The sequence below is a fragment of the Xanthobacter aminoxidans genome (genome assembly GCF_043193615.1).
GTDB lineage: Bacteria > Pseudomonadota > Alphaproteobacteria > Rhizobiales > Xanthobacteraceae > Xanthobacter > Xanthobacter aminoxidans.
In genome coordinates this window covers 1,759,401-1,784,940 of the sequence record NZ_JBAFUS010000001.1, presented here as the reverse complement: position 1 = coordinate 1,784,940, position 25,540 = coordinate 1,759,401, and the positions used below count along the sequence as shown (strand labels likewise).

The following is a 25,540-nucleotide window of genomic DNA, read 5'->3' as shown; positions in this document are numbered from 1 at the left end:
GGGGTCAGAGCCCTGCCTCAAGGGCGAGGCGGTCGATATCGGCGAGGGTCAGCGCGCCCACGTGGCGCGAGCCCGGCACCTCGCGTCCGGTGGGATCGAGGAGGAACAGGGTCGGCGGGCCGATCACCGCGTAGCGGCCCATGAGGGCCTGCGCGCCGTCGCCATACCGGGTCACGTCCACGGCGATGCGATCGAGCCCCGACAGGCGCGCGGCGGCGGCCGGCGCGGCCATCGCCGCCTCGTTGGACTTGCAGACCGTGCACCAGTCGGCGGTGAAGGAGACGAGGGTGGGGCGGCCGTCCTGACCGGCGTCGGCGAGCGCCTGCGTCAGCGCCGCGGGGGACGACACCCGCACCTCCCGTGCCTCCGCAGGGACTGGGCGGACCGATGCGGCGAGGAAGCCGAGGGGCCGCAGCGGATCACTGGCCCCGCCGGCCGCGCCGACCAGCAGCAGGAGCCCGCCCGCCACGGCGGCGATGCCGGCCGTCTTGCCGATCCGGCGGCCGGCATCGGCGTCGGAGGTCAGCGTATCGAAGCCGCCGGCGAACACACCGAGGCCGAGGGCGAGCAGGCCGTAGAGGGCAAGGCCGGCGGCGTCGGGCAGCACGCGCGCCGCGAGCCAGGCGGCGATGGCGAGGAAGAGCACGCCGCAGCCCTGCTTGATGGCGACAAGCCAGCGTCCCGAGCGGGGCAGGATCTGCGCGCCGAATGCCCCCACCGCCACCAGCGGCGCGGCCATGCCGAGGCCGAGCATGAACAAGGCGGAGGCGCCGCGCGCGGCATCGCCCGTCTGCGCCGCATAAAGCATGGCGGCGGCGAGCGGCGGGGTCACGCACGGCCCCACCACCAGCGCCGACGCGAAGCCGAGCCCCGCCGCCCCTGCAATGGAACCGCGCCCGCCCGACGGCAGCCGCGCCGCCAGCCCGGAGGGGACGGCGAGATCGAACAGGCCGAACATGGCGCCGGCCAGCCCGACGAACACGGCGGCCATCAGGCCGATGGCCCATGGCGTCTGCAGCGCCGCCTGAAGGTTCGCGCCGGTCCAGGCTGCGCCCATGCCGAGCACGCCATAGGCGGCGGCCATGGCAAGACCATAGGCCCCGGACAATGCGAGGCCGCGGGCCGGTGTCGGCTTCGCTCCGCCGCCCGCGAGGATGCCGGAGAGGATCGGCAGCATGGGGAAGACGCAGGGCGTGAAGGCGAGCAGCAGCCCGAGGCCGAAGAAGGCGCCGAGGAGGGGCAGCAGGCCCCTGTGGAACAGCGCATCCATGGCGCCGGGCTGCGCTGGGGTCTCGGGCGCTGCGGCCTCGGGCACTGCGGCCGGGGAGGCTGGTTGCTCCACGGGCGCGGCTTCGGCGTGCGGAGGAGCGGTGGTGATGGCGAGCGTCGCCAGATCCACCCGCCGTATCACGGCGGGGTAGCAGACCCCCTGCTCGGCGCAGCCCTGGAAGGAGACGTCCAGCGCCCCCGTCGCCGGCAGGCCGGTGGCCTGCGCGGTGACGGACCGGTGATAGATCTCCACCGGCCCGAAATTCGGATCATCCTTCTCCTCGCCCGGCGGCAAGGCGAGGGGCACGGCGGCGCCGTCCTTCCCGGCCTTCAGGCTCTCGCGATAGAGATAGGTGCCCGGCGCGATGCGCCAGTTCAGGGAGAGGTTGCCGTCCGTCCCCCGTGTTGCCGAAACGGTGAAGGCCTCGTCGGCCTTCAGGATACGGCCCTGCGCCAGCGCGGGGGCGGCGCCGGTGGCCGACAGCACGGCCAGCGCCAGCACGATGCGCGCGCGGCGGAGGAGCGACAGGGGAGAGCGGAGCGTGTTCGCGACCATGACCGCTCCCTCGGATGCCCACCTTAAGCGGGCCTTAAGGTCGGGGTAGAAGGGAAGGGGCAAGGAGAGCGGTGTGATGCGCATACTGGTCGTCGAGGACGATCCGATCCTGATGGACGGCCTCAAGGTGGGGCTCGGCCTCGCCGGGGCGACGGTGGACGATGCGACGACCTGCGCCGATGCGCGGGCGGCGCTCGCGGCCGCGCGCTTCGATGCGGTGGTGCTCGACGTGATGCTCCCGGACGGCTCCGGTCTCGACGTGCTCGCCGGCCTGCGCGCGCGGGGCGACACGACGCCCGTTCTCCTGCTCACCGCCCTCGACGAGGCGCCGGACCGGGTGCGCGGCCTCGATGGCGGCGCCGACGACTATCTCGGCAAGCCCTTCGACCTCGACGAACTGAACGCCCGCGTGCGCGCCATCGCCCGCCGCGGCCACGGCCGCGCCGGCCCGCTGCTCAAGGTGGGCGCTCTGGTGCTCGATCCCGCCACCCTCGCGGCGACGCTGGACGGGCAGTCCATCGCCCTGTCGCGGCGCGAGTTCGCGGTGCTCTCCACGCTCATGGAGCGGCCCGGCGTGATCCGCTCCCGCATGGAGATCGAGGAGCGGCTCTATGGCTGGCAGGAGGAGGTGGAGAGCAACGCTGTGGAGGTGCACATCCACAACCTTCGGGCCAAGGTCGGCCGCGAGACCATCGAGACCGTGCGCGGCCTCGGCTATCGCGTCAGGGGGCCGGCATGAGCTCGCTCAAGCGCAGGCTGGTGCTGATCCTGCTGGCGGCGACCGGCGTCATCTGGCTGTGCGCCACCGGCTGGATCTACGCCTCCAGCCGCAGCGAGCTGGAGCACGTGCTCGACACCCGCCTGCAGGAGGCGGCGCGCATGGTTCATTCGCTGGTGGCCGGCGGCAACATCGCGGCCGCCGAGGCCGTGGCGCAGGCCACAGTTCCGCCGGAGGTCGGCTACGAGCGCCAGCTCTCCTGCCAGATCTGGTCGCTGGATGGCCGCCTCGTGGCGAAATCCGGCGGTGCGCCGGAGGAGGCGCTGGCGGGGCCCGCGGAAGGCTTCTCCGAGCGCACGGTGAATGGCGAGCCCTGGCGGGTCTACACCATCCTCGATCCGGACAAGGGCGTGCGGGTGATGGTGGGCGACCGCATCGGCCTGCGCGACCGGCTGGTGCGCGATCTGGTGGCGGGACTGCTGGCGCCGGTGATCTTCATCGTGCCCTTGCTGGGCCTGCTGATCTGGATCAGCGTCGGCCGGGGGCTCGCGCCGCTTCATGCGGTGGCCGGCGACATCGCCGCCCGCGACGGCGAGGACATGCGCCCCGTGGCGCCCGCCGCGGCCCCGGCCGAGATTCGCCCGCTGTTGGAGGCCATCAACGGCCTGTTCGCCAAGGTGGAGGCCGCGCGCCGGCAGGAGCGCGACGTGACCGCCTTCGCCGCCCACGAATTGCGTACGCCCCTCGCCGGCCTGAAGACGCAGGCCCAGATCGCGCTGGCGGCGCACGACGCGCCGACGCGGGAAGGCGCGCTGCGGCAGATCCTCGTCTCGGTGGACCGCACCACCCGCCTCGTGCGGCAGTTGCTGGCGCTGGCCAAGCTGGAAGGCACACCGTCCCCGCCGCTGGAAGCCTCCGGTGAGACGGAGGCCGGGGCGCTGCTGCGCGACATTGTGCGCCAGACGGCGAAGCCCGGGACGGCGCATGTGGTGGTGGATGACGCCCTCGACACCGTGAAGCTGAAGGGCGACCGCGAGGCGCTGCATCTGATGCTGCGGAACCTGCACGAGAACGCGGTGGAGCACACCGTCGAACATGCGGCCGGCGGCGCCATCGCGTGGCGTCCCTGCGCCGGCGGGCTGTGCGTGGAGGATGAGGGGCCGGGCATTCCCGAGGACGAACTGCCGCTGGTGACGCGCCGCTTCTACCGGGGCCGCAGCCGCAGCGGGGCAGGAAGCGGCCTCGGGCTCACCATCGCCACCATGGCCGCCGCCCGCGCCGGTGCCCGGCTCACGCTGGAGAACCGCCGCGATGGCGCCGGCCTGAGGGCGACCATCGTGTGGCCGCGCGCCGCCGCCTGAGGCGCGTCCTCAGGGCTTGTTGTGGAAGCCGAAGCGGCCGGCCACGCTCTGGCGCACAAAGCCGGTGAGCGAGCCTTCCATCAGCAGCGCGATGCCGAGCCGCGCGCCGACCGCCATCCCCGCCACCGCGAGCGGCCAGGACAAGGCGAAGAGGGAGCCGGCCGTCAGCCCCTGCCCGATGGTGCAGCCGCCGCAGAGGATGCCGCCGGAGCCCATGAGCACCGCGCCGAGCAGATGGCGCTTCATTTCGCGCGGGTCGTCGAAGGCTTCCCAGCGGAATTCGTCCGCGAGGCGGGCGGCGGCGAAGGCGCCGAGGGCGACGCCGAAGACGCTGCCGGCGCCGAACTCGGCGAGGCTCGTGGGCTCGAACAGCACGCCGAACAAAGCGCGGGCCACCGGCGAGACGAAGGTGAGGCTCTGGGGCGCCATGGGGTGGGCGAATTCATCCACCAGCCAGGTGGTGGCGAGCCAGCCGGCGACCACGCCGAGGCCCAGCATCACCCCCGCTGTCATCAGCCGTCCGGCGCGACGCAGCCTGCGGTCGGCGAAGGCCGGCGCCACCAGCGCGACGCCCGCGACGGCGGTGAGGATGCCCCTGAAATCGTGCCCGGTGAGCCGCCCCATGATGGAGGGCAGGTCGCTGGCGGTACCGGCCGGCAGCAGAAGGGCGACGCGCTCCAGCCCGTCCACCCGGATGCCGGCGAAGATGCCGCGCAAGGTCGCGTAGGCAACCGCGCCGAACACCAGCAGCACCACGAGGCTGCGCAGGTCGCCCGAGCCCAGGCGCACCAGCGAGCCGAAGGCGCAGGTGCCCACCAGCGCCATGCCAAGGCCGAACAGCACGCCGCCGGTGAGGATGCCGAGCCAGGGTAGGGCGGTGGTGACGTAGTTCGTGCGGTCGGGGCTGAGAATGCCGGCCATGGTGAGGGCCTGCGTGCCCAGCACGGCGAGGCCGAGGGCGAGCGCGAACACCTTCATGCGGCGCCAGTCGTGGCCCACCATGGCGTCTTCCAGCGCGCCGAAGGTGCACAGGCGGGCGCGGAACACGGCGAAGCCGACCACCCCGCCCACGGCGAGACCGGCCAGCGCGGTCCACCAGGGGCTTGAAACATCCATTGCGCGCCTTCCTCCCTGAGATGGCCGGAGCGGGACTTATGGAGCGTCCCGTCGCCGGCCCGGCGCATTTTTACTGAGCTTACTTTGCGTCCGATGCGGGCGTGCCGCAATACATGTCGTAGATGACCGAGATCACCCGGCGGACATCATCGTTGGCGAGGCTGTAATAGATGGTCTTGCCGTCGCGCCGCGTGGTGACGAGATCGTCGAGGCGCAGGCGCGCCAGCTGCTGGGAGACCGTGGGCTGGCGCAGGGACAGGATGTTCTCCAGCTCCGTCACCGAGCGCTCGCCCTCCGCCAGCAGGCACAGCAGCAGCAGGCGGTTCTCGTGGGAGAGCGCCTTGAGGAAGTCGCTCGCCTTGCGGGCGTTGCGCATGAGGCGGTCGAGCTCGGGCGAAATCTCCGGGCCTTCCCGCAGCTCGTCCTCAAGGCGCCTGGAAACGATCGACATGTGCCTGCCTTCTCAATCCTGGCGGGGCGGCCTCACGGCCGCGCGCCTGCCATCCTGTCCTGTATCGTGTTCTGCATCGAGCCGAGCAGGCCCCAGAATGCTTCATCTGAAGCATAGCCGGTAATGCGCCCGACTTCGCGCCCCTCGTCCACCAGCACGAAGGTGGGCGTGAAGCGCACCGGCGCGGCCAGCACCACGTCGCCCGGCGCACCGCTGGAGAGGTCCACCCGGCGGAGCGGCGCGCGCTGCCCCTCGTCGGTCTTCTCGTAGATGGGCGCCACGTCATGGTCGAACTTCAGGCAATAGGCGCAGCCCTTGCGCTCGAACATCAGCAGCTCCCGCGCCGAGGCAGCAGGCGCGAGAAACACCGAAAGACCGGCCGTGATGAGGCCGGCCGCGAGCATCAGGACCGCTGAAGGGCGCATGAATTCACAATCCAGACGTGGATTTCACAAGACATATTATCGCATTCGCATATATCTTGGGCAAGGACCAATCCGCGCACCTTGAACCGACGCGGTTTCCAACGATCGGGGAGGAGCATGTCTCTCGATGTCAGCCTCGCAGGGGCGTTCCTTGCCGGTCTCCTCTCGTTCGCCTCGCCCTGCGTGCTGCCGCTGGTGCCGGCCTATCTCGGCTTCCTCGCGGGCGCGGCGGCGGAGGACGGGGAGGGCACCACGCCCGTACGGCGCAGTATCCTCGGCGCGGCCTTGCTGTTCGTCCTCGGCTTCGCCTCCGTCTTCATCCTGCTCGGGGCCACCGCCTCTTCGCTGGGGCGGGTGCTGATGGATCATATCGAGACCCTGACGCTGCTCTCCGGCGCCTTGTTGGTGGTGTTCGGGCTGCACATGACGGGGCTCATCCGCATCCCGCTGCTCTATAGGCAGGCGCGGCTGGAGCCCATGGCGCGGCCGGCGGGGCTCATCGGACCTTACGTGGTGGGGCTCGCCTTCGGCTTCGGCTGGTCGCCCTGCGTCGGGCCGGTGCTGGCGGCGATCCTGCTCGTCGCCGGGGCCGAGGCATCGGTGGGGCGGGGCATGCTGCTGCTCGCCATCTATGCTGCCGGCATCGGCATTCCCTTTCTCATCGCCGCGGCCTTCACCGAGCGGTTCCTCGCCTGGACGCGGGCGGCGCGCAGCCGGCTCGGCCTCGTGGAGAAGATCGCCGGCGGGCTGCTCATCCTCACCGGCATCGCCTTCATGACCGGCTTCATGCCCGAGATCGCCCAATGGCTGCTGGACGCCGCGCCCGGCCTCGGCACCATCGGATAGGACAGGAGGACCTCCCCATGGCAGACCTCACGCTTAGCCGCCGGCGCCTCCTGAAGGCTTCGGCGGGGCTTGCGGCGCTCGTACCCGCCGCCGCGCAGGCCAAGGCGCACCTCGGCGACGACGGGCTCTATACCGAAGACTGGTATGTGGACAGCTTCCTCGACCTGCCGGAAGACTTCGCCGCCGCGCGCGGGAAGGGGCGCGGCTTCGCGCTGCAGTGGAGCCAGCGCGGCTGCATCTATTGCAAGGAATTGCACACCGTCTATTTCGCCGATCCGGCCATCGAGACGCCCATCAGGGAGGCGTTCGACATCGTGCATCTCGATCTGTTCGGCGCGCGGGAGGTGACGTTTCTCGATGGCGCGAAGCTCAGCGAGAAGGCGCTCGGCCAGCGCGAGCGCATCCGCGCCACGCCCACCTTCCAGTTCTTCGCCGAGGTGGACGGAAAGCCCAGGGAAGTCGCGCGCATGCCGGGCCTGCTGCCGCGCCCGGAATTCTCCGCGCTGTTCCGCTATGTGGCCGAAGGCGCCTATGCGCGCGAGCCGTTCGATGCGTGGCTCGGCCGGCAGGGCAAGGGCTGAAAAGGGAAAGGCGGGGGCATCGGAGCGCCCCCGCCGGTCACCTCATTTCGCCGGCTTGTTCACCGGCGAGTTGGGATCGAACAGATAGGCCACCACGTCCTTCATCTGCTCCTCGCTGAGCACCCCGTTATGCCCGAAGCGCGGCATGGGCGAGCAGGCGAACACGGCCTGCGCGTTGTAGACCTTGGCATAGGCGGCCTTGGCATCCTCGGCTGAGAATTTCCGCTCTCCGCCATAGTTGACGAGGCTTGGGCCGAGGGTGCCGTAGCTGACTTCCTTCGGGTCCATCTGGTGGCAGGCGTAGCAATTGCCGCCGCTCACCGTGCCGGGCGGATCGGAGAACTGGCCGCCACGGCCGTTCTGCGCGACTTCCGCGCCCTTCTTCCAGTCGCCGAGCACGCTGCCTTGCGGATACTTCACCGTCTTGGCCTCGCGGGCCATGATGGCCTCCGCCTGCTTGGCGGAGGGCTGGTTGCGCGTGACCGAGCAGATTTCCATGGTCTCATCGGGCACGAGCCGGGCGGCCCAGCCGTCGGGCAGCTTGGTGAAGCTCTCCTTCACCACCTTGTCCACCACGGCGGGCGGGGCAGGGGGGATCTGCTGGGCGAACGCGATTCCGGGGGCGATCTGCGGAAGAAGAAGCGCCGCGGCGATGATGATTGTCTTCATGGCTCTTCCTCCCCTCAGCGCTTGATGGACGGCACGTTCAGCTCGCCCCCGGCCGCCTGCGCCTGCAGGAAGACGGTGAGCGCCGTGACGGCTTCGGAGGCATAGTCCGGCGGGGGCATCCGCATCTGGCGATAGCAGTCCCACAGCCGGTGCTGCATGGTTCGCAGCGAGCTCTGGGAGACGCGGTAGGTGGGCCAGGAGGCCATGGTGAGCTGGGCATCCTTTCCCGGCTTGTCGAGCTGCGGCAGCCCCTGGAGCCGGATGCGCTTGCCGGGGTCGCCGTGGCAGGTGGAGCAGGAGAAGTCGTTGATGGACGAGCGCCGGTAGAACAGCGCCTCGCCAATGGCATAGGCCTCCTTCTCCTTCGGATCAGCCAGGGGAATGTTGATCTTCATGCCGTTGGATTTGTTGGCGATGAAGGCGACGAGGTCCTCCATGTCCGAGCCGCGGCCGGGGCCGGAGAAGGGCTTGGCCATGATGGGCTTGATGTCGACGCCCTGGATCTTGTCCATGCACCACAAGAGGCGCTGTTCGAGGTCCATGACCTTGCCGGCGTCGGCGAAATAGCGCGGCAAAGCGGCGTAGGCGCCTTCCAGCTTGCCCGGCCCCTGGCCGAGGTCGCAGGCCTCCAGCGAGACGTTCTTGGTGCCGCGCGGATCGGCCCAGATGGCCTCGCCGCGGTCCACGGCGAGATAGCCGGGATTGGCCATGGGATCGTTGATCATGGCGCGGTAGCGCTCGATCTCCTTTTCGCTCGCGTCCTCCTGCGCGCGGGCCGTGACGAAGGGCAAGAGCGCCAGAGCGAGGGCGCACAGGCATGTGAGAATCGTGGCTTTGGGTCGCATGTATCCTCCCCAGCGAGACGTCCGGGGCCTGGGGCCTTCTCGTTGAAGCCCTTGAGCCGCGGCGATCCACCTGCGACGCTCCATCCCTCATAGATGGATGCGATCGGCGGATAGGAGCTACTTTACATTCAAAAAATTCGATATCACAATATGTGAAATTGATCCGCCGAGACCACCGCCGTCACGGGGACGAGATTCAACAAGAACAACGCCAAAAGCCGGCCCTCAAGCGCCGGTCGTGCCAGGAGGAAAACGCATGCCGCCCCGTCTCGACGTCACCCTTGTCTCCACGCGACGCCGCGCGCTGAAGCTCGCCGGCCTTGCCGCATTCGCCGCCGTGCTGGCGCCGCGCATGGCGCTCGCCACCGAGGCGCAGGTGGCGGACGAAATGAAGAAGCTGTTCGCCGGCAAGGCCATGGGCGAGGGCAAGATCAAGCTCGACATGCCCGAGATCGCCGAGAACGGCCTTGTCGTGCCCATCAACATCGATGTGGAAAGCCCGATGACCGAGGCGGACTTCGTGAAGTCCGTCCACGTCTTCGCCGACGGCAATCCGCTGCCGCAGGTGGTGACCTATCACTTCACCCCCGAGAGCGGAAAAGCCTCCGCCTCCACCCGTATGCGCCTCGCGCAGACGCAGAACGTCATCGCCGTGGCGGAGATGTCCAACGGACAGCTTTATTCGGCCAAGGTGCAGGTGAAAGTCACCATCGGCGGCTGCGGCGGCTGACGACCAAGACGAATCGCAAGACAACACAAGAACAGAACAGGCGCGCGCCGGAGCGCCGCCGAGCAGAAACCGGAGGAAACCCATGGCCCTCAAGTCCCAGCCGCGCGTGCGCGTGCCTGCCCAGGCCAAGGCGGGCGAGATCATCGAGATCAAGACCCTGATTTCGCACGAGATGGAAAGCGGCCAGCGCAAGGACGCCGCCGGCAAGACCGTGCCGCGCGACATCATCAACACCTTCCAGGCCGCCTTCAACGGCAAGCCCTTCTTCACCGCGGAGTGGTTCACCTCCATTTCGGCGAACCCCTACCAGTCCTTCTTCTTCAAGGCGAAGGAGAGCGGCGAGTTCACCTTCACCTGGAAGGATGACGGCGGCGCCGAGCAGAAGGCCACCGCGAAGCTCACCGTCGCCTGAGGCGACGCCCCTCGCATTGTTCCGTTGTTGTCGGTGGACGTGCCATCGGATCTCGCGATCCGGCGGGCGCTCCCGCCATGACCTGAGAAAGCGTGGCCCTCATGATCTCAAGGCGCGATTTTCTGTCCGCCGGAACGGCCCTCGCCGGCCTGCTCGCCGCGTCCGGCACCGGGCTGGCGCAGGCGGTCGGCGCGCAGGCGCTGAGCCAGGCGGATTTGCTGAAGTTCGGCAATGCCGGCACCTTCACCATCCTGCACATCACCGACATCCACGCCCAGCTCGTGCCGCTCTATTTCCGCGAGCCCTCCATCAATCTCGGCGTGGGCGAGGCGCGGGGCGTGCCGCCGCACCTCACGGATGCAGCTTTCCTCACGTATTTCGGGCTGAAGGGCGGCACCCGCGACGCCTATTCCCTCACCTCCGAAGACTTCACCCAGCTTGCCCACACCTATGGGCGCATGGGCGGGGTGGACCGCATCGCCACTCTGGTGAAGGCCATCCGGGCCGAGCGCGGCGCGGACAAGGTGCTGCTGCTGGACGGCGGTGACGGGCTCCAGGGCTCCTGGTCCTCCCTGAAGACGCATGGCGAGGACATGGTGAAGGTGTTCTCCGCCCTCGGCACGGATGCCATGGTCGGCCACTGGGAATTCACCTACGGCGCCGACCGCGTGACCGAGATCAAGGAGAAGGCGCCCTTCGCCTTCCTCGCCCAGAACGTGCGCTCCGCCGAGTGGCAGGAGCCGGTATTCGAGGCGGCGAAGACCTTCGAGAAGGGCGGCGCGAAGGTGGCGGTCATCGGCCAGGCCTTCCCCCGCACCCCGATCTCCAATCCGCGCTGGATGATCCCGGACTGGGAGTTCGGCATCCGCGAGGAGGACATGCAGAAGCAGGTGGACGCCGCCCGCGCCGGCGGGGCCGATGCGGTGGTGGTGCTCTCCCACAACGGCTTCGACGTGGACCGCAAGATGGCGTCCCGCGTCTCCGGCATCGACGTGATCCTCACCGCCCACACCCACGATGCCATGCCGCGCGTGGTGGAGGTGGGCAAGGCGCTGCTGGTGGCCACCGGCTCCCACGGCAAGTTCGTGTCCCGCCTCGATCTCGACGTGAAGGACAAGAAGGTCACCGGCTATCGCTTCCAGCTCATTCCGGTGTTCTCGGACGTCATCACGCCGGACCCGGAGATGGCGAAGCTCGTGACGGACATCCGCGCGCCCTACGCCAAGGATCTCTCCCGCGAACTCGGCCGCGCCGACAGCCTTCTCTATCGCCGCGGCAATTTCAACGGCACGTTCGACGACATGATCTGCGATGCGATCATGAAGGAGCGCGACGCGGAGATCGCCCTCTCCCCCGGCTTCCGCTGGGGTGGCACGCTGCTGCCGGGCGATCCCATCACCTTCGATGCCGTGGCCAACGCCACCGCCATCACCTATCCCGCCTGCTACCGCAACACCATGACCGGCAAGCAGCTGAAGGATGTGCTGGAAGACGTGGCCGACAACATCTTCAATCCCGATCCCTATTTCCAGGGCGGCGGCGACATGGTGCGCGTCGGCGGGGTGGGCTACGCCATCGACGTGTCGAAGGGCTCCGGCCAACGCATCTCCGACCTCACCTTCCTCAAGACCGGCAAGCCGCTGGAGGCCGACAAGGCCTATACGGTCGCCGGCTGGGCCTCCATCGCCCAGAATGTGGAAGGCCCGCCGGTGTGGGAGCTGGTGGAGCGCTACGTGACCGACACGAAGGCCGTGAAGATCGCCCCCAACGCCTCGGTGAAGGTGACGGGTGCGTGAGGCGCAACGCCCCTCCGGCACACGATTCCAATCGAAATATTCAAATCTACGAATAAAAGAATATCAGGGAGGACGTCCATGTCCGACACCAGTCTGCCCCCGACGGAACGCGCGACCGGCGCGACACCGTCGCTCTCCCGCAGGCGCTTCCTCAACCTCGCCGGGATCGGCGCGGGCGCCGTTGCCGCCGGCGGAGGTTCCGCCCTTGCCGCCCCGGCCGCCGGCACGCCCGATCCCAACATCGTGCCGGTGCCCGACTGGACCAAGACGCTGGGCGCGCCGGTCAACGAGAACCCCTATGGCAAGCCCTCCGTGTTCGAGAAGGACGTGGTGCGCCGGGAGGTGACGTGGCTCACCGCCAGCTCGCAAAGCTCGGTCAGCTTCACGCCGCTCTACGCCCTCGACAGCGTCATCACGCCCAACGGACTGTGCTTCGTGCGGCACCATGGCGGGCAGGCGGAGATCGACCCGGACAAGTATCGGCTGATGATCCACGGCCTCGTGGACAAGCCCCTCGTCTTCACGCTGGAAGACCTGAAGCGCATGCCCGGCCGGGTGAACCGTGCGTACTTTCTTGAATGCGCGGCGAATTCCGGCATGGAGTGGCGCGGCGCGCAGCTCAACGGCTGCCAGTTCACCCACGGCATGATCCACAATCTCTTCTACACCGGCGTGCCTTTGAAGACGCTGCTGGACATGGCCGGCGTCAATCCCAAGGGCAAATGGGTGCTCGCCGAGGGCGCCGACGCGGCGGTGATGACGCGCTCCATCCCGCTCGAAAAGGCGATGAATGACTGCCTCGTCGCCTTCGGCATGAACGGCGAGGCGCTCCGGCCCGAGCAGGGCTATCCGGTGCGGCTCGTGGTGCCGGGCTGGGAAGGCAACATGTGGGTCAAGTGGCTGCGCCGCCTCAAGATCGGCGACCAGCCCTGGCAGCAGCGCGAGGAAACCTCGAAATACACTGACCTCCTCGCCGATGGCCGCTCGCGCCGCTTCACCTTCGTGATGGATGCGAAATCCGTGGTGACGAGCCCGAGCCCGCAGGCGCCCCTGAAGCACAAGGGGCCGAACGTGCTCTCCGGCATCGCCTGGTCCGGGCGCGGCACCATCGCGCGGGTGGACGTGTCGCTGGACGGCGGGCGCAACTGGACCACGGCGCGCCTCGACGGACCCGCCACGCCCATGTCTATGACGCGCTTCTATCTCGATTTCGACTGGGCCGGACAGGAGCTGATGGTGCAGTCCCGCGCCATGGACGACACCGGCTATGTCCAGCCCACCAAGCAGGAGCTGCGGGCCATTCGCGGCACCAATTCCATCTATCACAACAACGGCATCCAGACGTGGCTGGTGCGCTCCAACGGGGAGACGGAAAATGTGGAAGTCGGCTGAGACGCTCCTCGCTTCCGCCGTGCTCGCCGGCGCTCTGGCCGTCTCCGGCATGGCCGTGGCCGATCCCCAGCCCGCAAAGCCCGCGGCAAAGGCCGAGAAGGACAAGGCGGGCACGGACAAGATGGGCGCGGAGAAGGCCCGGCAGGCGGTGAACGTGGCGGCTCCCGCCGCGACAACGCCGGCCGCCGCCAAGACCATCGCCCTCGGCCGCCCCGCGCTGCCCGAGGAGATCGCCGCCTGGAACATCGACGTGCGCGCCGATGGCGAGGGCCTGCCGCCGGGCAAGGGCTCGGTGAAGGAGGGCGAGGAGCTGTTCCTGCAGAACTGCGCCCAGTGCCACGGGGAGTTCGGCGAGGGCGCTGGCCGCTGGCCGGTGCTGGCCGGCGGGCGCGGCACCCTGAAATCCGAGCGGCCGGAAAAGACCATAGGCTCCTTCTGGCCCTATGCCTCGACGGTCTATGACTACGTGCACCGCGCCATGCCCTTCGGCAGCAATCTGTCGCTCTCGCCGGACCAGACCTACGCCATCGTCGCGTATCTTCTGAACCTCAACGATCTCGTTGCCGAAGACTACGTGCTCTCGAAGGAGAACTTCCCCAAGGTGGATTTGCCCAACGAGGCCAACTTCTACGACGACGACCGGGAGACCTCGGAAAAGGCGTTCTGGAAGAAGAACCCCTGCATGAAGGACTGCAGCGGCGAGGTCCATGTCACCGCCCGCGCCCAGATCCTCAACGTGACGCCGGATGGCGATCCGCCCAAAGGCAATCTGGAGTAAGCCGTCCGTCGTGACACCAAGGAAGGGTCCCGGCCGCGTCCGGGACACCACACAGCCCCTCCAACGGAAAGGACGAGGATCGTGCGCATCCCCGTGATGGTCGCCCTCCTGCTCTGCGTCGCCGCTGCCCCGGCGCACGCCGACCCGGACATCGCCAAGGGCGAGACCGTGTTCAAGAAGTGCATGGCTTGCCATGCGGTCGGCCCCGACGCGAAGGTGAAGGTCGGCCCGCCTCTGAATGGCATCGTCGGCGCGAAATGGGCGCATTTCGAGGGCTATTCCTATTCCCAGGACATCAAGGACGGCGCCGCCGCCGGCAAGGTGTGGGACGAGGCCAACCTCAACGACTACATCGAGAATCCCAAGCACCTCGCGCCCAAGGGCAAGATGGCCTTCGCCGGCGTCAAGAACGAGCAGGAGCGCGCCGATCTCATCGCCTTCCTCGCCCAGTTCAAGCCGGACGGCTCGAAGAAATAGGTCGCGCGCCAGCCCGCCGCGCCGTTGCGGAGCGGGGGCGGCGGGTGGCACAGTCCGAAGCACACGGCGCGCCAGACGCCGATGACGGGAGAGGAAACCATGCCCCAGTTCGACCGCCGGGCCTTCCTCGGCACCATGGCGCTTGCGGGCGCCGCGCCGATCGCGGCTTCAACGTCGGCCCATGCCGCCGTGCAGTCGCTCCAGCTCGCCGACATCAAGAAGGAAGCGGACACCGCCTGCGTCTATCACGTGGACTATGGCGACCATGCCCGCTTCGCCCAGACGCTGAACAACATCAACAACCACTACGCTTCCTACGGCGCGGATCCCTTCGCGCTGCAGATCGTGATGGTGGCCCACGCGGGCGGCATCAAATTCTTCCTCGACAATCTCAACGGCACCATGTGGGAGAAGGAAACCCTCGATCCCACGCTCAACGAGAAGATTGCCGCCCTCGCCAAGAACGGGCTGAAGGTCTACCTGTGCGCCTACACCTTCGAGCGCAATCATGTGCCCAAGGAGAAGGCGCGCGATGAGGCCTTCATCGCCTTCGTGCCCTCCGGCATCGCCACCGCCGGCGCATTGCAGGGCAAGGGGTTCGGCTACCTCAAGGTCGGCTGACGGCATGACGCGCGCGGGCGTCTCGCGGCGGGCGCTGCTGGGCGGTTCGGCGCTGGCGGCGGCGCTGCTCTGCGCGCCGCACGTCGCCGCGCAGGGGAAGCCGCGCGTGGTGATCGTGGGCGGCGGTGCCGGCGGGACGAATGCCGCCCGGGCGCTGCTGCGCGATAGCCGGGTGGAGGTCACGCTGGTGGAGCCGGAGCCGCGTTACGTGGCGGTGTTCCACTCCAACCTCTGGCTCGGCGGCATCATCGATTTCGCCGCGCTGGAATTCGGCTATGAGGGCCTCGCGCGGGCGGGCGTGCGCGTGGTGCCGCAACGGGCCGACGCCATCGACCGGGAGCGGCGCGAGGTGCGGCTCGCCGATGGCGGCCGCCTTCCCTACGACCGCCTCATCCTCTCCCCCGGCATCGATCTCGACTATGACAGCGTGCCCGGCTGGAGCCGTGCCGCCGAGACGGCCATGCCCCACGCCTGGAAGGGCGGCGCGCAATTGCGCCTCCTGAAGGAGCGGCTGGATCAGGTGCCCGACGGCGGCCTCATCGTCATCACCGCCCCGCCCAACCCCTTCCGCTGCCCCCCGGCGCCCTACGAGCGCGCCTCCATGATGGCGCATCGCCTGAAGAGCACCGGGCGTGGCGGGGCGCGCATTGTCATCGTCGATCCGAAGCCGAAATTCTCCATGCAGGGCCTCTTTCAGGAAGGCTGGGAGGGGCACTATCCCGGCATGGTGGAATGGATGGCGCCTGATATCTCCGACGGCCTCGTCTCGGTGGACCCGGCGACGGGCACCGTCGTCACCGGTTTCGAGACCTACAAAGAGGCGGCTCTGGTGAACGTGATCCCGGCGCAGAAGGCCGGCGGCATCGCGCGGCAGGCGGGGCTCGCGGACGCATCGGGCTGGTGCCCGGTGGATGCCGGCTCCATGGCCTCGGCGCTGGACCCGTCCGTCTTCGTCATCGGCGATGCGGCCATCGGCGGCGATATCCCGAAATCCGCGTTCGCCGCAGGGAGCCAGGCGCAGGTGGCGGCGCGGGCCCTGTTCGCCGGCCTGTTCGGCGCGGCTGCCCCATCGGCCAGCTATGCCAGCACCTGCTGGAGCCTCATCACGGCCGACGACGCGGTGAAGGTGAGCGGGCTCTACCGGCCGGAGGACGGCCGCATCCGCGAGGTTGAGGGCACCGTCTCAGCGGCCGGGGAACCGCCGGCCCTGCGCCGTCGCCTGCGCGAGGAGAATGCCGACTGGTACCGCGCCATGGTGGCGGGCATGTTCGGCTGACCGGCACCCGCTTTATTCGTAGAGATAGCCCACCGGGCTTCCGGCGAGGCGATCCGAGCGCAGGTCCGCGCGGGTGATGATCCGGCCGGCGAGGGCGTCGATCTCGTCGCGCTGACCGGGGGTCCACATCTTCAGGGCATCGAAGCCGTTGAGGAGGCCGAGGCGCAGGATCTGCGTGTCCTCGCCGATCTCCGCGAGCCGGATGGCACTCTTGCCGGCGGTCACGGTATCGCCGGTGGCCAGCTCGATGATCTTGCCCGCGCCGTCTGTGAAACCGGCGGTGCCGCGAATGATGCGGTAGACCACGACCTCGCCCTTCGCCAGCCCCTCCGCGTCCGCCGCCATCGCCGATTTGGGCAGCAGCGACCCGCCGCGCGGATCGGTGGCGATGATGTGGCCGGTGACGAGATGGCCGCTCGGCGCCTCGATGCCGAGGTCACGCACATGCACCGGCATGGGCGAGGCCAGCCGCCCCAGCGCATCGGCCGGATAGGGACGGAACAGGGCGTCGAGGGCGAGCGGGTCCTGAACCCAGAAGCCCGCGCCCTTTGGCCGGTTGTGCAGCGGATGCTTCCAGGCGGTGCGGGGCGTCTCGTCCTCGCGGATCTTGTCCGGCCCGACCACGGTGGGGTTCGGAAAGGTGGAGGGATCGGTGATGAAGGCTTCGAGGAACTTGCCGGAATAGCCCATGCACAAAGGGTCGGGCACCACGGTCTGCGGCGTCTTCAGGTTCTCTTCCGTGGAGAGGCCCGACCACGTGTAGAACAGCTGGCGGTGGACGATGGCGCTCTGGAGCATCGCCGCGCCCGGTCCCACGTAATGGACCTTGCCGTCATAGTCGAAGGTGAACATGCCGGAGGTGACGAGCACCAGCTGGAAGCCGCCGGGCGGCAGATGCAGGTGGAAGTCGGTGGGCCCCGTGTCATCGCGGTAGATGGGCAGGTTGGTCGCCACCTCCTGCAGCAGGAAGGCGCCGTTATTGGCGTTAAGGCCTTCCAGCGCGCGGTGATAGAGGGCCTGCGGCCGGTACACCGGATCGTAGCTGATGTCCTTGTAGCGATCGATGGCGATGAAGGCGTCGCGATTGAGGGCGATGGGCGCGCCATCCGGCTGCATGAGGCCGGGCCACTTGAAATCGCCCATGGACTGAAGACCCATAGCAATCTCCCGGTTGCGAAGCGGATGCGGGGCCGTGAAGGCTTCGGGATATATTCGGACAGGCGCGCGCGGCGTCAATCGAATAGTTCGGATCGCGGCGGAATGATTGGAGGGAATTTCTGCTTTCCGCGCAATCGTGCGCGGTATTTGTACTTTTGATGATATTTTGACTTTCGCGCTGCTCAAGCCGCGTGCAGATGCTCCCGCGCGGCGCAACGCCGCCGGGAGCGGATCGATGCTGTGAGCCGTGCGCGGGCCTGCTATGAGAGCGCCGGAGCCAGCCCAGGCGAGGACGCCCCCGTGACCGACGACACCCTACCCAACGTAATCGAGGCCCTGTTTCACGTCCCGAGCCTCGACCGGCTGCTCCCGGCCGCACCGTCGCGCCATCCGCCGCGCATCCTGCTGCTCTACGGCTCGCTACGCGAGCGCTCCTATTCCCGCCTGCTGACGCTGGAGGCGGAGCGGCTGCTGAACCGGCTCGGCGCGGAAACGCGGGTCTACCACGCGGACGGCCTTCCTCTGCCCGATGGTGCCCCGGTGGAGCACCCCAAGGTGGCGGAGCTGCGCGAACTCACGCTGTGGTCCGAAGGGCAGGTGTGGTGCAGCCCGGAGCGGCACGGCGCCATGAGCGCGGTGATGAAGGCGCAGATCGACTGGATCCCCCTCGCGCTGGGCGCCATCCGCCCCACGCAGGGGCGCACGCTGGCCGTGATGCAGGTGTGCGGCGGCTCGCAGTCCTTCAACGCCGTGAACCAGATGCGCATCCTCGGCCGCTGGATGCGCATGCTCACCATTCCCAACCAGTCGTCCGTCGCCAAGGCCTATCAGGAGTTCGACGAGGCGGGCCGCATGAAGCCCTCCGCCTTTTACGACCGGGTGGTGGACGTGATGGAGGAGCTGGTGAAGTTCACGCTGCTGACGCGCGACATCTCCCCCTATCTCACCGACCGCTACAGCGAGCGCAAGGAAGCGGCCGAGGCGCTGGAGGCGCGGCTCGCCCTCGACGCGGCCGTGCGGTGACCCCTGCCGCTTCACCCGCCGGGACGGAAGGCGCCGGCCGTTCGGTCATCGCCGCGCTGGGCGTGGTGCAGATCCTCACCTGGGGCTCGTCCTTCTATCTGCTCACGGTGCTGGCCGGGCCGATTTCCAGGGATACGGGCTGGCCGCTGCAATGGACCGTCGGCAGCCTCTCCGTCGGGCTTCTGGTGGCGGGACTCGTCTCGCCGAAGGTGGGCGCGCTGATCGATGCCCGCGGCGGGCGGCCCGTGCTGGCGGGCGGATGCGCGCTGCTGGCCTGCGGCCTCGCCTTGCTGGCGCTGGCGCCGGGGCCGGCGATGTTCATGCTGGGCTGGTGCATCGCCGGCGCGGGCATGGCGGCCAGCCTCTATGACGCGGCCTTCGCCACCCTCGGCCGGCTCTATGGCGCCGGTGCGCGGCGGGCGATCACCCTGCTCACCCTGTGGGGCGGCTTCGCCAGCACGGTGTGCTGGCCCATCACCGCCTTCCTCGATGCGCATCTGGGCTGGCGGGCGACCTGCCTCGTCTATGCCGGCCTCCATCTCTTCGTGTCGATCCCGCTGGTGCTGGCCTTCATGCCGGCGATCGCGCCGCGGGCGGAGACCGGCCGGCCGGCGCGGGGCGGGCCGGTGGTGCTGGGCGGGCCCGAGCGCATCTCTTTCCTGCTCATGGCCGGCATCGTCACCCTCATCGGCACCATCGCCTCCGCCATGTCGGTGCAGGTGCTGGCGCTGCTCCAGTCGCGCGGCCTGAGCCTCGCCGAGGCGGTGGCCGCCGGGGCCTTCATCGGCCCGGCGCAGGTTTTCGCGCGCATCATCGAGCAGGCGTCCGGCGGGCGTCACCATCCGCTCTGGACGATGATCTGGGCGGTGGCGCTGATGGGGCTGGGGCTGGTGCTGCTGGCAGCCGGCTTTCCCATCGTCGCGGTGGCGCTGGTGGCTTACGGCGCCGGCAACGGCATCTTCTCCATTTCCAAGGGCACGGTGCCGCTGGCTGTGCTGGGGGCGGAGCGCTATCCCGTCCTCGCCGGCCGCCTCGCCCGGCCGGCCTTGCTGGCGCAGGCGCTGGCGCCGCTCGGTGCAGCGCAGCTGCTGACGGCCGGCGGGGCGGGCGCGGTGCTCTCGGCGCTGATCACCTTGTGGCTCGGCGCGGCGGTGCTGCTCGCGCTGCTGTGGCGGCAGGTGTAGCCCTCAGGCGTGTAGCCCTCAGGGCGCGAAGAATGCCGGCGAGAGCTTCGGGAAGACCTTGCGAGCATTTGTTGCGTTACGTAACTCTAGGTTAACCATGATGGGAAATTCTGTCCCCACCCGAAACGGCTGCTTCGCTGTCGCCGACCGGCGCCCCTCTGGCGGGCCGGTCGCGTGCGCGAACGTGCGCCGGAGTCCTTGTGCCGCGCTAAAGGGGGCGCGTCCGGGACCGGGAGGGAGGACAAGCGCATGTTCGGCGCCACGCACGGGCACAGGCCTGGCCGGGTCGTAACCGGGACCCATCGGCGCGCGCGCCTCATGCGCGCGCTTCTCTCGGGATCGGCGCTCGCCACCGTGCTCGCGGGCCTGATGCCGGCGACGGTCGCCTACGGCGCCTGCGTCACCTCCGGACCGGTGGGCAACCCCACGGCGCTCGATTGCTCGGGCGCGAGTTCGGCCGCGGCGGTGGTCACGGACAACACCATCACCATCACCACGGCCGACGACACGAGCATCACGGCGGCGGCACCCATCTCGGTGGTCGTCGGCTCCGGGCTTGGCGGCGGCGACATCATCCTGAACAACATCGGCGGCAGCTTCACGGCCACCACCGACGGCATCGTGCTGATTTCCAGCGGCGCCATCTCGCAGGCGTCCGGCACCGGCATCGGCGCCACGGTGACGGCGGACGGCTACGCGCTCACGCTCCTCCCCGCCACCGATGCCAGCGTGCGGGTGCTGGCGGGCGCGAGCCTCAGCGGCGGGGCGAGCGGCGTGCTCGCCTCCACCACCGGCAACATCGACATCGCGGCCGAGGGCGGCACCTTCAAGGGCACGACCTCGGACGGCCTCACCCTCATCGCCGGCGGCAATATCACGGTGAATGATTTCGCCGGCGGCGCCACGGGCGGCCAGAACGGCCTGTTCGCCCAGTCGAGCAACGGCACCATCACCATCGACCGCTTCACCGGCACCACCGAGGGCACCGGCGCCAGCGGCGTGTTCGCGCAGGTGACCGGGACGGGCGACGTCAACATCCGCGACTTCAGCGGCGGCGCCACGGCGGGCCAGAATGCCATCTTCGCCCAGACCAATGCCGGCAAGATCGACCTCTCCGGCTTCAGCGGCACGGCGCAAAGCTCCGGCGCCAACGGCATCTTCACCCAGGTGGTGACCACCGGCGACATCTCGCTGAAGACCTTCAGCGGCAGTGCCACGGGTAGCCAGAACGGCATTCTCGCCTTCGCCACATCAGGCACCATCGATGCCTCGGGCTTCAGCGGCACGGCGAAGGGTACGGCGGGCAGCGGCCTCCTGCTCTCCACCACATCAGGCGCCATCACCGCCGACAATTTCACCCCCGGCACGGGCAGCGGACCTTTCATCACCGGCGGCGCTGCCGGCATCCAGGCGCTGTCCACGTCGGGCGCCATCAGCATCCAGAATTTCGGCTCCAGCGCCCAGGGCGGGCAATACGGCATCTTCGCCCAGACCGGGGCGGGCAGCGTCAATGTCTCCGGCTTCTCCGGCACCGCGACGGGCACCAGCGACTACGGCGTCTATGGCCGCACCACCAGCGGCGCCATCACCGCCGACAATTTCACCGGCGGCTCCGCCGGGTCGCCCAACATCGTCGGCGGCGCCAACGGCGTGATGCTGCTCACCGACACCGGCGGCATCAGCATGAAGAATTTCGCCGCCAGCGCCTCGGGCGGGCAGTACGGCATCTTCGCGCAGGCGGGCACCAGCGGGGACATCACCGTCTCCGGCTTCTCCGGCACGGCGACGGGCGGCACCGGGGCGGGCGTGTTCGCGCGTACGCTGAGCGGCAGCGTGACGGCCGACACTTTCAGCGGCAGCGCCTCGGGCGGGCAATACGGCGCCTTCTTCAACGCCACCGGCGGCGACCTCTCCATCCAGACCTTCTCCGGCACGGCGAAGTCCACGGCGGCGGGCGGGTTCGGCCTCTATGGCGAGGCCACCGGCACCATCACCCTCACCACGTCAGGCAGCGCGGCCATCGAAGGCACGGCGGACGGCGTGTTCCTGAAACAGATGGGCGGCAAGGTCTCCGTGAACCTCGGCGGCACCACCGAGGTGAAGGGATCAAGCGTCGGCCTGCGCGTGTCGTCGGATGCGGCGAGCACCGGCGACATCGTGGTGGAAACGGCGGCCGGCACCTCGGTGTCCGGCGCGGTGGGCGGCATCCGCATCGACAAGACCGGCATCTCCGGCAATGTGGACGTGACGACCGCCGGCACCGTCTCCAGCAGCGGCGGCGCGGCCATCGCGGCCGTCTCCTCGGTGGAGGGGACGACCCAGACCAAGATCGGCGTCTCCGGTGCCGTGACGGGCAATGTCGGCGGCATCGTCGCCGACGCCACCAGCACCAAGGGCAACGCCACCACGCTCATCACCACCGACGCCACCGTGAAGGGCGGCACCGGCACGGCGGTGAAGGGGCTCGCCACCTCGACCACGGGCGACGCCGTGAGCCGCTTCACCCTGCGCGGGGCCATCACCGACAGCGCCAGCGGCGCCGATGCTTCTGCCACGGCGGCGGGCACGGCGACCACCGAGGTGAAGGTGGAGAATGCCATCACCGTCTCGGGCTTCGGCGTGCGCGCCGTCTCCACCGGCACCGGCGGTTCCGCCACGGTGACGACGACGGCGAACGGCGCCATCACCTCCGGCGCGCAGGGCATCGACGCCAGCGCCACCGGCACCGGCATGAGCGTCACCGTCACCACGGACGGCATCGTGAAGGCGGGCGGCGCCGGCATCCTCGCCGCGCTCACCGGCGACAATGGAACGGTCAACGTCACCACCAACGCCAAGGTCACGGCGGGCGCCACCGGCATCGATGCCGGCCTCTCCGGCGCCGGGGGCACGGTGACGGTCAAGAACACGGCGGAGATCGACGCGACGGGCTCCGGTATCCTCGCCCTCAACACCGGCGGCGCGACCACGGTCACGGTCGCCGGCAAGATCACGGCGGGCGGCAGCTTCGGCGTGGGCGCGACCTCCGGCGGCACGGGGGCGGCGCGGGTCGACGTGGGCGCGGACATCACCAGCGCCGGCGCCGGCGTCGCGGCGCAGACGGGCGGCACCGGCGACGTGACGGTGACGCTGGCGGACGGCGTCCGCATCCTCTCCGGGGGCACCGGCATCCGCACGCTGGCGGGCGGCGGCGGCGCCACCGTCGTCACCCTCGGCACCGGCGCGCGCGTCTATGCGGATGCGGGGCAGGGGGGCACCGGCAACGGCATCCGCGCCGACGGGACGGGCACCGTCGCGGTGGGCATCGGCGCGTTCAGCGTGGTGTCCGGCTCGGGCTCCTCCGAGGACGAGGCGGTGATCCGCGTGTCGAGCGGCACCGGCACCACCATCGATGTCGGCACGGGTTCGCTGGTCAGCTCCTGGACCTACGCGGCCAATGGCGACCTCGCCAGCGCCGCCGGGCGCGTGGCGATGCGGGCCGATGCGGGCTCCACCACCGTCACCAACAACGGCACCGTGGTGGGCCGGGTGAGCTTTTCCGACGGTAACGACACCTTCAACAATCGAAGCTCCAACACCTGGGTCACGGTGGGCGCCAACAGCTTCGGCGGCGGCATCGACCAGGTGAACAATGTCGGCCTCACCGTCACCGCCCTCAACGGCGCGCAGGGGGAGACCACCACGTTCACGGGCCTCGAAACCTTCGTCAACGGCAGCCTCGTCTCTACCGATGCCGGGCTGCTGACCATGATCGACGAAACGCCCGGCCAGACCGCCTATAACGGCGCTCGCGACGTGACCTATGTGAGCGGCGTGTTCGTGGGGCAGGGCAACAGCCGCCTCGGCATCGACGCCTGGCTCGGCGGCCCCGGCTCCACCGCCGACAAGCTGGTGGTGGGCGGCCTCGATGCCAACGGCAACCCGTTGCCCGCCGGCACCGTGGCGACGCAGGGGCAGACCGCCATCGTCATCAACGACGTGAGCGGCAGCGCCGGCGGCTACAATCCCAAGGGCATGATGGTGGTGGAGGTGGTGAACCCCGATGCCGTCTCCTACGGCAAGTACGGCACGCAGGAGGCGAGCTTCGTCATCTCCTCCCAGTCGGCCGGCTACGATCCGCGCTTCGGCGGCGTCATCGACAAGGGCGTGTTCTTCTACGACCTCGTGACCCGCGGCAACGACACCTACCTCGTCGGCGTGCCCGACCGGGAGGCCTACGAACTGCCGCGCCTCGTCACCGGCGCGCAGAGCATCTGGTACGAGACCAGCGGCGGCTGGCTGGACCGGCAGGCGGACCTGCGCACCTATCTCGACGGGGGCAATGGGGGCGTGGTCGGCAAGGCCCCCAGCACCGGATCGCAGAGCGTGACGCCGGGCGTGTGGGCCAAGGCCGTGGGTAGCTGGGGCCTGCGCGACTCGAACGCCACCGCCACGGTGCCGGGCGGGGCCTACACCTACGACATGGGCTATGCGCAGGACACCTACGGCTTCATCGCCGGCGCCGACTTCGGCAAGACGAACCTGTCCGCGTCCGGCAGGGATGCGGTGATGTTCGGCGTGATGGGCGGCTACGTCACCTCCCAGCTCGGCTTCGATGCCTCGCCGACCTCCGCCAATTATTCCGGCGGCACGGTGGGCGCCTATGCCACCTACCTCAACCGCAACTGGTTCGTGGACGGCCTGTTCAAGGCCGACATCCTCTCCATGAACTACACCGCGCCCACCCTCGGCGGGGTGGCGGCCTACGGGCAGAGCGTGCGGGCGACCAGCCTCGGCTTCACGCTGGACACCGGATACCGGGCGAAGCTCGGCGCCACCGGCTTCTTCGAGCCCATTGCAACGCTGAGTTATGTGTCCACCCGCATCAACAACCTGCCGCTCCTCGCCGGCACGGCGGCGGACTTCGGCAGCAATGACAGCCTGAGGGTGGGCCTCGGCGCCCGCGTGGGCGGGCCGGTTTACGACAACGCGTCGCTGCGCATCGAGGCCAATCTGAATGCGCGACTCTGGTACGAGTTCCTTGGGGACAATACGGTGACCATCTACAATCCCGGGTTGCCGTTGACCGTCGCCGACGACTTCAACGGCGCCTTCGGCGAGATCGGCGGCGGCTTCAACGTGTTCGCCAAGGGCAACGGCTGGAATGGCTTCACCACCGCCAGTCTCAAGTTCGGCGAAGGCTACGCGGCGGCGAACGCGCGGGGCGGGGTGCGCTATCAGTGGTAGGGACATGGCAGGTGTGTCCCACGTCCTGACGGTTGATTGTGCAGCCGCATGGTGAGGCCTAAGCTGGCGCGCCCAATCTGAAAGGAAACGTCATGCGCGCCGCCACAGCGGTCCTGGTGCTGGGTTGTCTCGTCGCGCCGCTCTCGTCGGCGCGGGCCGATGACTGCCAAAGCGTGGCGGACGCCTATGATCGGCTCAGCAAGGTTCCGGCCTACCGGCAGGTGGCCGCGATGGCCGGCGCGCCCTTGATGGAGGCCGTGATCGTCGGCGATGTCATGTACGTCAAGCATGGGGCCAAGTGGGCCAAGATGCCGCTTGGACCGGGCGGGCGCGTGGAGATGCAGAAGAAGGTCATTCCCGGCGCTTCCAGCCTCAAGGACTGCCGGCGCGTCGGCCCGGAGACGGTGCAGGGCAAGAATGCGGTGGCCTACGACTACACGCCGCCGCCCATGCCGGGAGCCCCCGCGTTCGATCCCCAGCGGGTGTGGATCGCGGTGGACAGCGGCCTGCCGATCCGCATGACCTCCAAGCAGCAGCAGACCGACGTCGTCATCAGCTTCGACAACGTGGTCGCGCCCATCCCCTGAGCCGGTCCGCCCCACCGCGCCGTGGGGCTCGACCGTACGGATG

23 protein-coding genes are annotated in these 25,540 nt (G+C 69.2%); 16 read left to right on the top strand and 7 right to left on the bottom strand.

What is annotated here, in order from left to right:
* Positions 1-4 precede the first annotated feature (4 nt).
* The gene (dsbD, locus tag V5F74_RS08185) at positions 5-1,825 is read right to left on the bottom strand and encodes a protein-disulfide reductase DsbD (protein ID WP_394007284.1); all 1,821 of its coding nucleotides are present in this window, start codon (positions 1,823-1,825) and stop codon (positions 5-7) included.
* Positions 1,826-1,901: 76 nt separating this feature from the next.
* Here dsbD and V5F74_RS08180 point away from each other — a divergent pair, with 76 nt between their 5' ends.
* Both V5F74_RS08180 and V5F74_RS08175 read left to right on the top strand, forming a co-directional pair.
* A complete protein-coding gene (locus tag V5F74_RS08180) occupies positions 1,902-2,564 on the top strand; it encodes a response regulator (RefSeq protein ID WP_394007282.1) in 663 nt (220 codons plus the stop codon).
* Entirely contained in the window at positions 2,561-3,904 is a 1,344-nt protein-coding gene (locus V5F74_RS08175; protein ID WP_394007280.1) for an ATP-binding protein, read from the top strand. The genes V5F74_RS08180 and V5F74_RS08175 overlap by 4 nt, the downstream gene beginning before the upstream one ends.
* Before the next feature lie 9 nt (positions 3,905-3,913).
* Here the strand turns inward: V5F74_RS08175 and V5F74_RS08170 are convergent, their stop codons facing one another.
* The 3 genes from V5F74_RS08170 to V5F74_RS08160 form a co-directional block, all read right to left on the bottom strand.
* The gene (locus V5F74_RS08170; RefSeq protein ID WP_024280681.1) at positions 3,914-5,020 is read right to left on the bottom strand and encodes a YeeE/YedE family protein; all 1,107 of its coding nucleotides are present in this window, start codon (positions 5,018-5,020) and stop codon (positions 3,914-3,916) included.
* A 79-nt stretch (positions 5,021-5,099) separates the two neighbouring features.
* Entirely contained in the window at positions 5,100-5,471 is a 372-nt protein-coding gene (locus tag V5F74_RS08165; RefSeq protein WP_024280680.1) for an ArsR/SmtB family transcription factor, read from the bottom strand.
* 32 nt (positions 5,472-5,503) lie between these two features.
* Positions 5,504-5,896, bottom strand: a complete 393-nt coding sequence (locus V5F74_RS08160) for a thioredoxin fold domain-containing protein (RefSeq protein ID WP_038192615.1) — start codon at positions 5,894-5,896, stop codon at positions 5,504-5,506.
* A gap of 117 nt (positions 5,897-6,013) precedes the next feature.
* Here V5F74_RS08160 and V5F74_RS08155 point away from each other — a divergent pair, with 117 nt between their 5' ends.
* Together V5F74_RS08155 and V5F74_RS08150 are read left to right on the top strand one after the other, a co-directional pair.
* Positions 6,014-6,742 (top strand): cytochrome c biogenesis CcdA family protein, encoded by a 729-nt coding sequence (locus V5F74_RS08155; protein WP_029555580.1) that lies wholly within the window; start codon positions 6,014-6,016, stop codon positions 6,740-6,742.
* A 17-nt stretch (positions 6,743-6,759) separates the two neighbouring features.
* Positions 6,760-7,323, top strand: a complete 564-nt coding sequence (locus V5F74_RS08150) for a SoxW family protein (protein ID WP_029555579.1) — start codon at positions 6,760-6,762, stop codon at positions 7,321-7,323.
* A 42-nt stretch (positions 7,324-7,365) separates the two neighbouring features.
* Here the strand turns inward: V5F74_RS08150 and soxX are convergent, their stop codons facing one another.
* Together soxX and soxA are read right to left on the bottom strand one after the other, a co-directional pair.
* Positions 7,366-7,992 (bottom strand): sulfur oxidation c-type cytochrome SoxX, encoded by a 627-nt coding sequence (gene soxX / locus V5F74_RS08145; RefSeq protein WP_394007277.1) that lies wholly within the window; start codon positions 7,990-7,992, stop codon positions 7,366-7,368.
* Positions 7,993-8,006: 14 nt separating this feature from the next.
* Complete coding sequence (gene soxA, locus V5F74_RS08140) at positions 8,007-8,837, bottom strand: sulfur oxidation c-type cytochrome SoxA (RefSeq protein ID WP_394007275.1); 831 nt, start codon at positions 8,835-8,837, stop codon at positions 8,007-8,009.
* 256 nt (positions 8,838-9,093) lie between these two features.
* On the opposite strand from soxA, the gene soxY reads away from it, so the two are divergent.
* The 8 genes from soxY to V5F74_RS08100 all read left to right on the top strand — a co-directional run bounded on the left by soxY (position 9,094) and on the right by V5F74_RS08100 (position 16,319).
* A complete protein-coding gene (gene soxY, locus V5F74_RS08135; protein WP_374250041.1) occupies positions 9,094-9,567 on the top strand; it encodes a thiosulfate oxidation carrier protein SoxY in 474 nt (157 codons plus the stop codon).
* Positions 9,568-9,649: 82 nt separating this feature from the next.
* On the top strand, positions 9,650-9,979 hold the full coding sequence (soxZ, locus tag V5F74_RS08130; protein ID WP_250167219.1) for a thiosulfate oxidation carrier complex protein SoxZ: 330 nt from the start codon (positions 9,650-9,652) through the stop codon (positions 9,977-9,979).
* A 101-nt stretch (positions 9,980-10,080) separates the two neighbouring features.
* The gene (gene soxB, locus V5F74_RS08125) at positions 10,081-11,775 is read left to right on the top strand and encodes a thiosulfohydrolase SoxB (RefSeq protein ID WP_394007272.1); all 1,695 of its coding nucleotides are present in this window, start codon (positions 10,081-10,083) and stop codon (positions 11,773-11,775) included.
* Positions 11,776-11,853: 78 nt separating this feature from the next.
* Positions 11,854-13,167, top strand: coding sequence for a sulfite dehydrogenase (gene soxC / locus V5F74_RS08120; RefSeq protein ID WP_394007270.1), 1,314 nt, complete (start codon positions 11,854-11,856; stop codon positions 13,165-13,167).
* Positions 13,151-13,945, top strand: coding sequence for a c-type cytochrome (locus V5F74_RS08115; RefSeq protein ID WP_394007268.1), 795 nt, complete (start codon positions 13,151-13,153; stop codon positions 13,943-13,945). The genes soxC and V5F74_RS08115 overlap by 17 nt, the downstream gene beginning before the upstream one ends.
* 96 nt (positions 13,946-14,041) lie before the next feature.
* Positions 14,042-14,422, top strand: coding sequence for a c-type cytochrome (locus V5F74_RS08110; protein WP_394007490.1), 381 nt, complete (start codon positions 14,042-14,044; stop codon positions 14,420-14,422).
* Positions 14,423-14,521: 99 nt separating this feature from the next.
* Positions 14,522-15,043, top strand: a complete 522-nt coding sequence (locus V5F74_RS08105; RefSeq protein WP_029555570.1) for a DsrE family protein — start codon at positions 14,522-14,524, stop codon at positions 15,041-15,043.
* A 4-nt stretch (positions 15,044-15,047) separates the two neighbouring features.
* Positions 15,048-16,319, top strand: coding sequence for an FCSD flavin-binding domain-containing protein (locus tag V5F74_RS08100; RefSeq protein WP_394007266.1), 1,272 nt, complete (start codon positions 15,048-15,050; stop codon positions 16,317-16,319).
* A 12-nt stretch (positions 16,320-16,331) separates the two neighbouring features.
* Here the strand turns inward: V5F74_RS08100 and V5F74_RS08095 are convergent, their stop codons facing one another.
* Positions 16,332-17,477, bottom strand: coding sequence for a hypothetical protein (locus tag V5F74_RS08095; protein WP_394007264.1), 1,146 nt, complete (start codon positions 17,475-17,477; stop codon positions 16,332-16,334).
* 300 nt (positions 17,478-17,777) lie between these two features.
* On the opposite strand from V5F74_RS08095, the gene arsH reads away from it, so the two are divergent.
* The 4 genes from arsH (at position 17,778) to V5F74_RS08075 (ending at position 25,497) form a co-directional block, all read left to right on the top strand.
* On the top strand, positions 17,778-18,500 hold the full coding sequence (gene arsH / locus V5F74_RS08090) for an arsenical resistance protein ArsH (RefSeq protein WP_394007262.1): 723 nt from the start codon (positions 17,778-17,780) through the stop codon (positions 18,498-18,500).
* Positions 18,497-19,684, top strand: a complete 1,188-nt coding sequence (locus tag V5F74_RS08085; protein WP_394007260.1) for an MFS transporter — start codon at positions 18,497-18,499, stop codon at positions 19,682-19,684. Before arsH ends, V5F74_RS08085 begins: the two co-directional genes overlap by 4 nt.
* Positions 19,685-20,002: 318 nt before the next feature.
* Complete coding sequence (locus V5F74_RS08080) at positions 20,003-24,910, top strand: beta strand repeat-containing protein (RefSeq protein WP_394007258.1); 4,908 nt, start codon at positions 20,003-20,005, stop codon at positions 24,908-24,910.
* A gap of 92 nt (positions 24,911-25,002) precedes the next feature.
* Positions 25,003-25,497, top strand: coding sequence for a hypothetical protein (locus V5F74_RS08075; protein WP_394007256.1), 495 nt, complete (start codon positions 25,003-25,005; stop codon positions 25,495-25,497).
* The last annotated feature ends 43 nt before the right edge of the window (positions 25,498-25,540 follow it).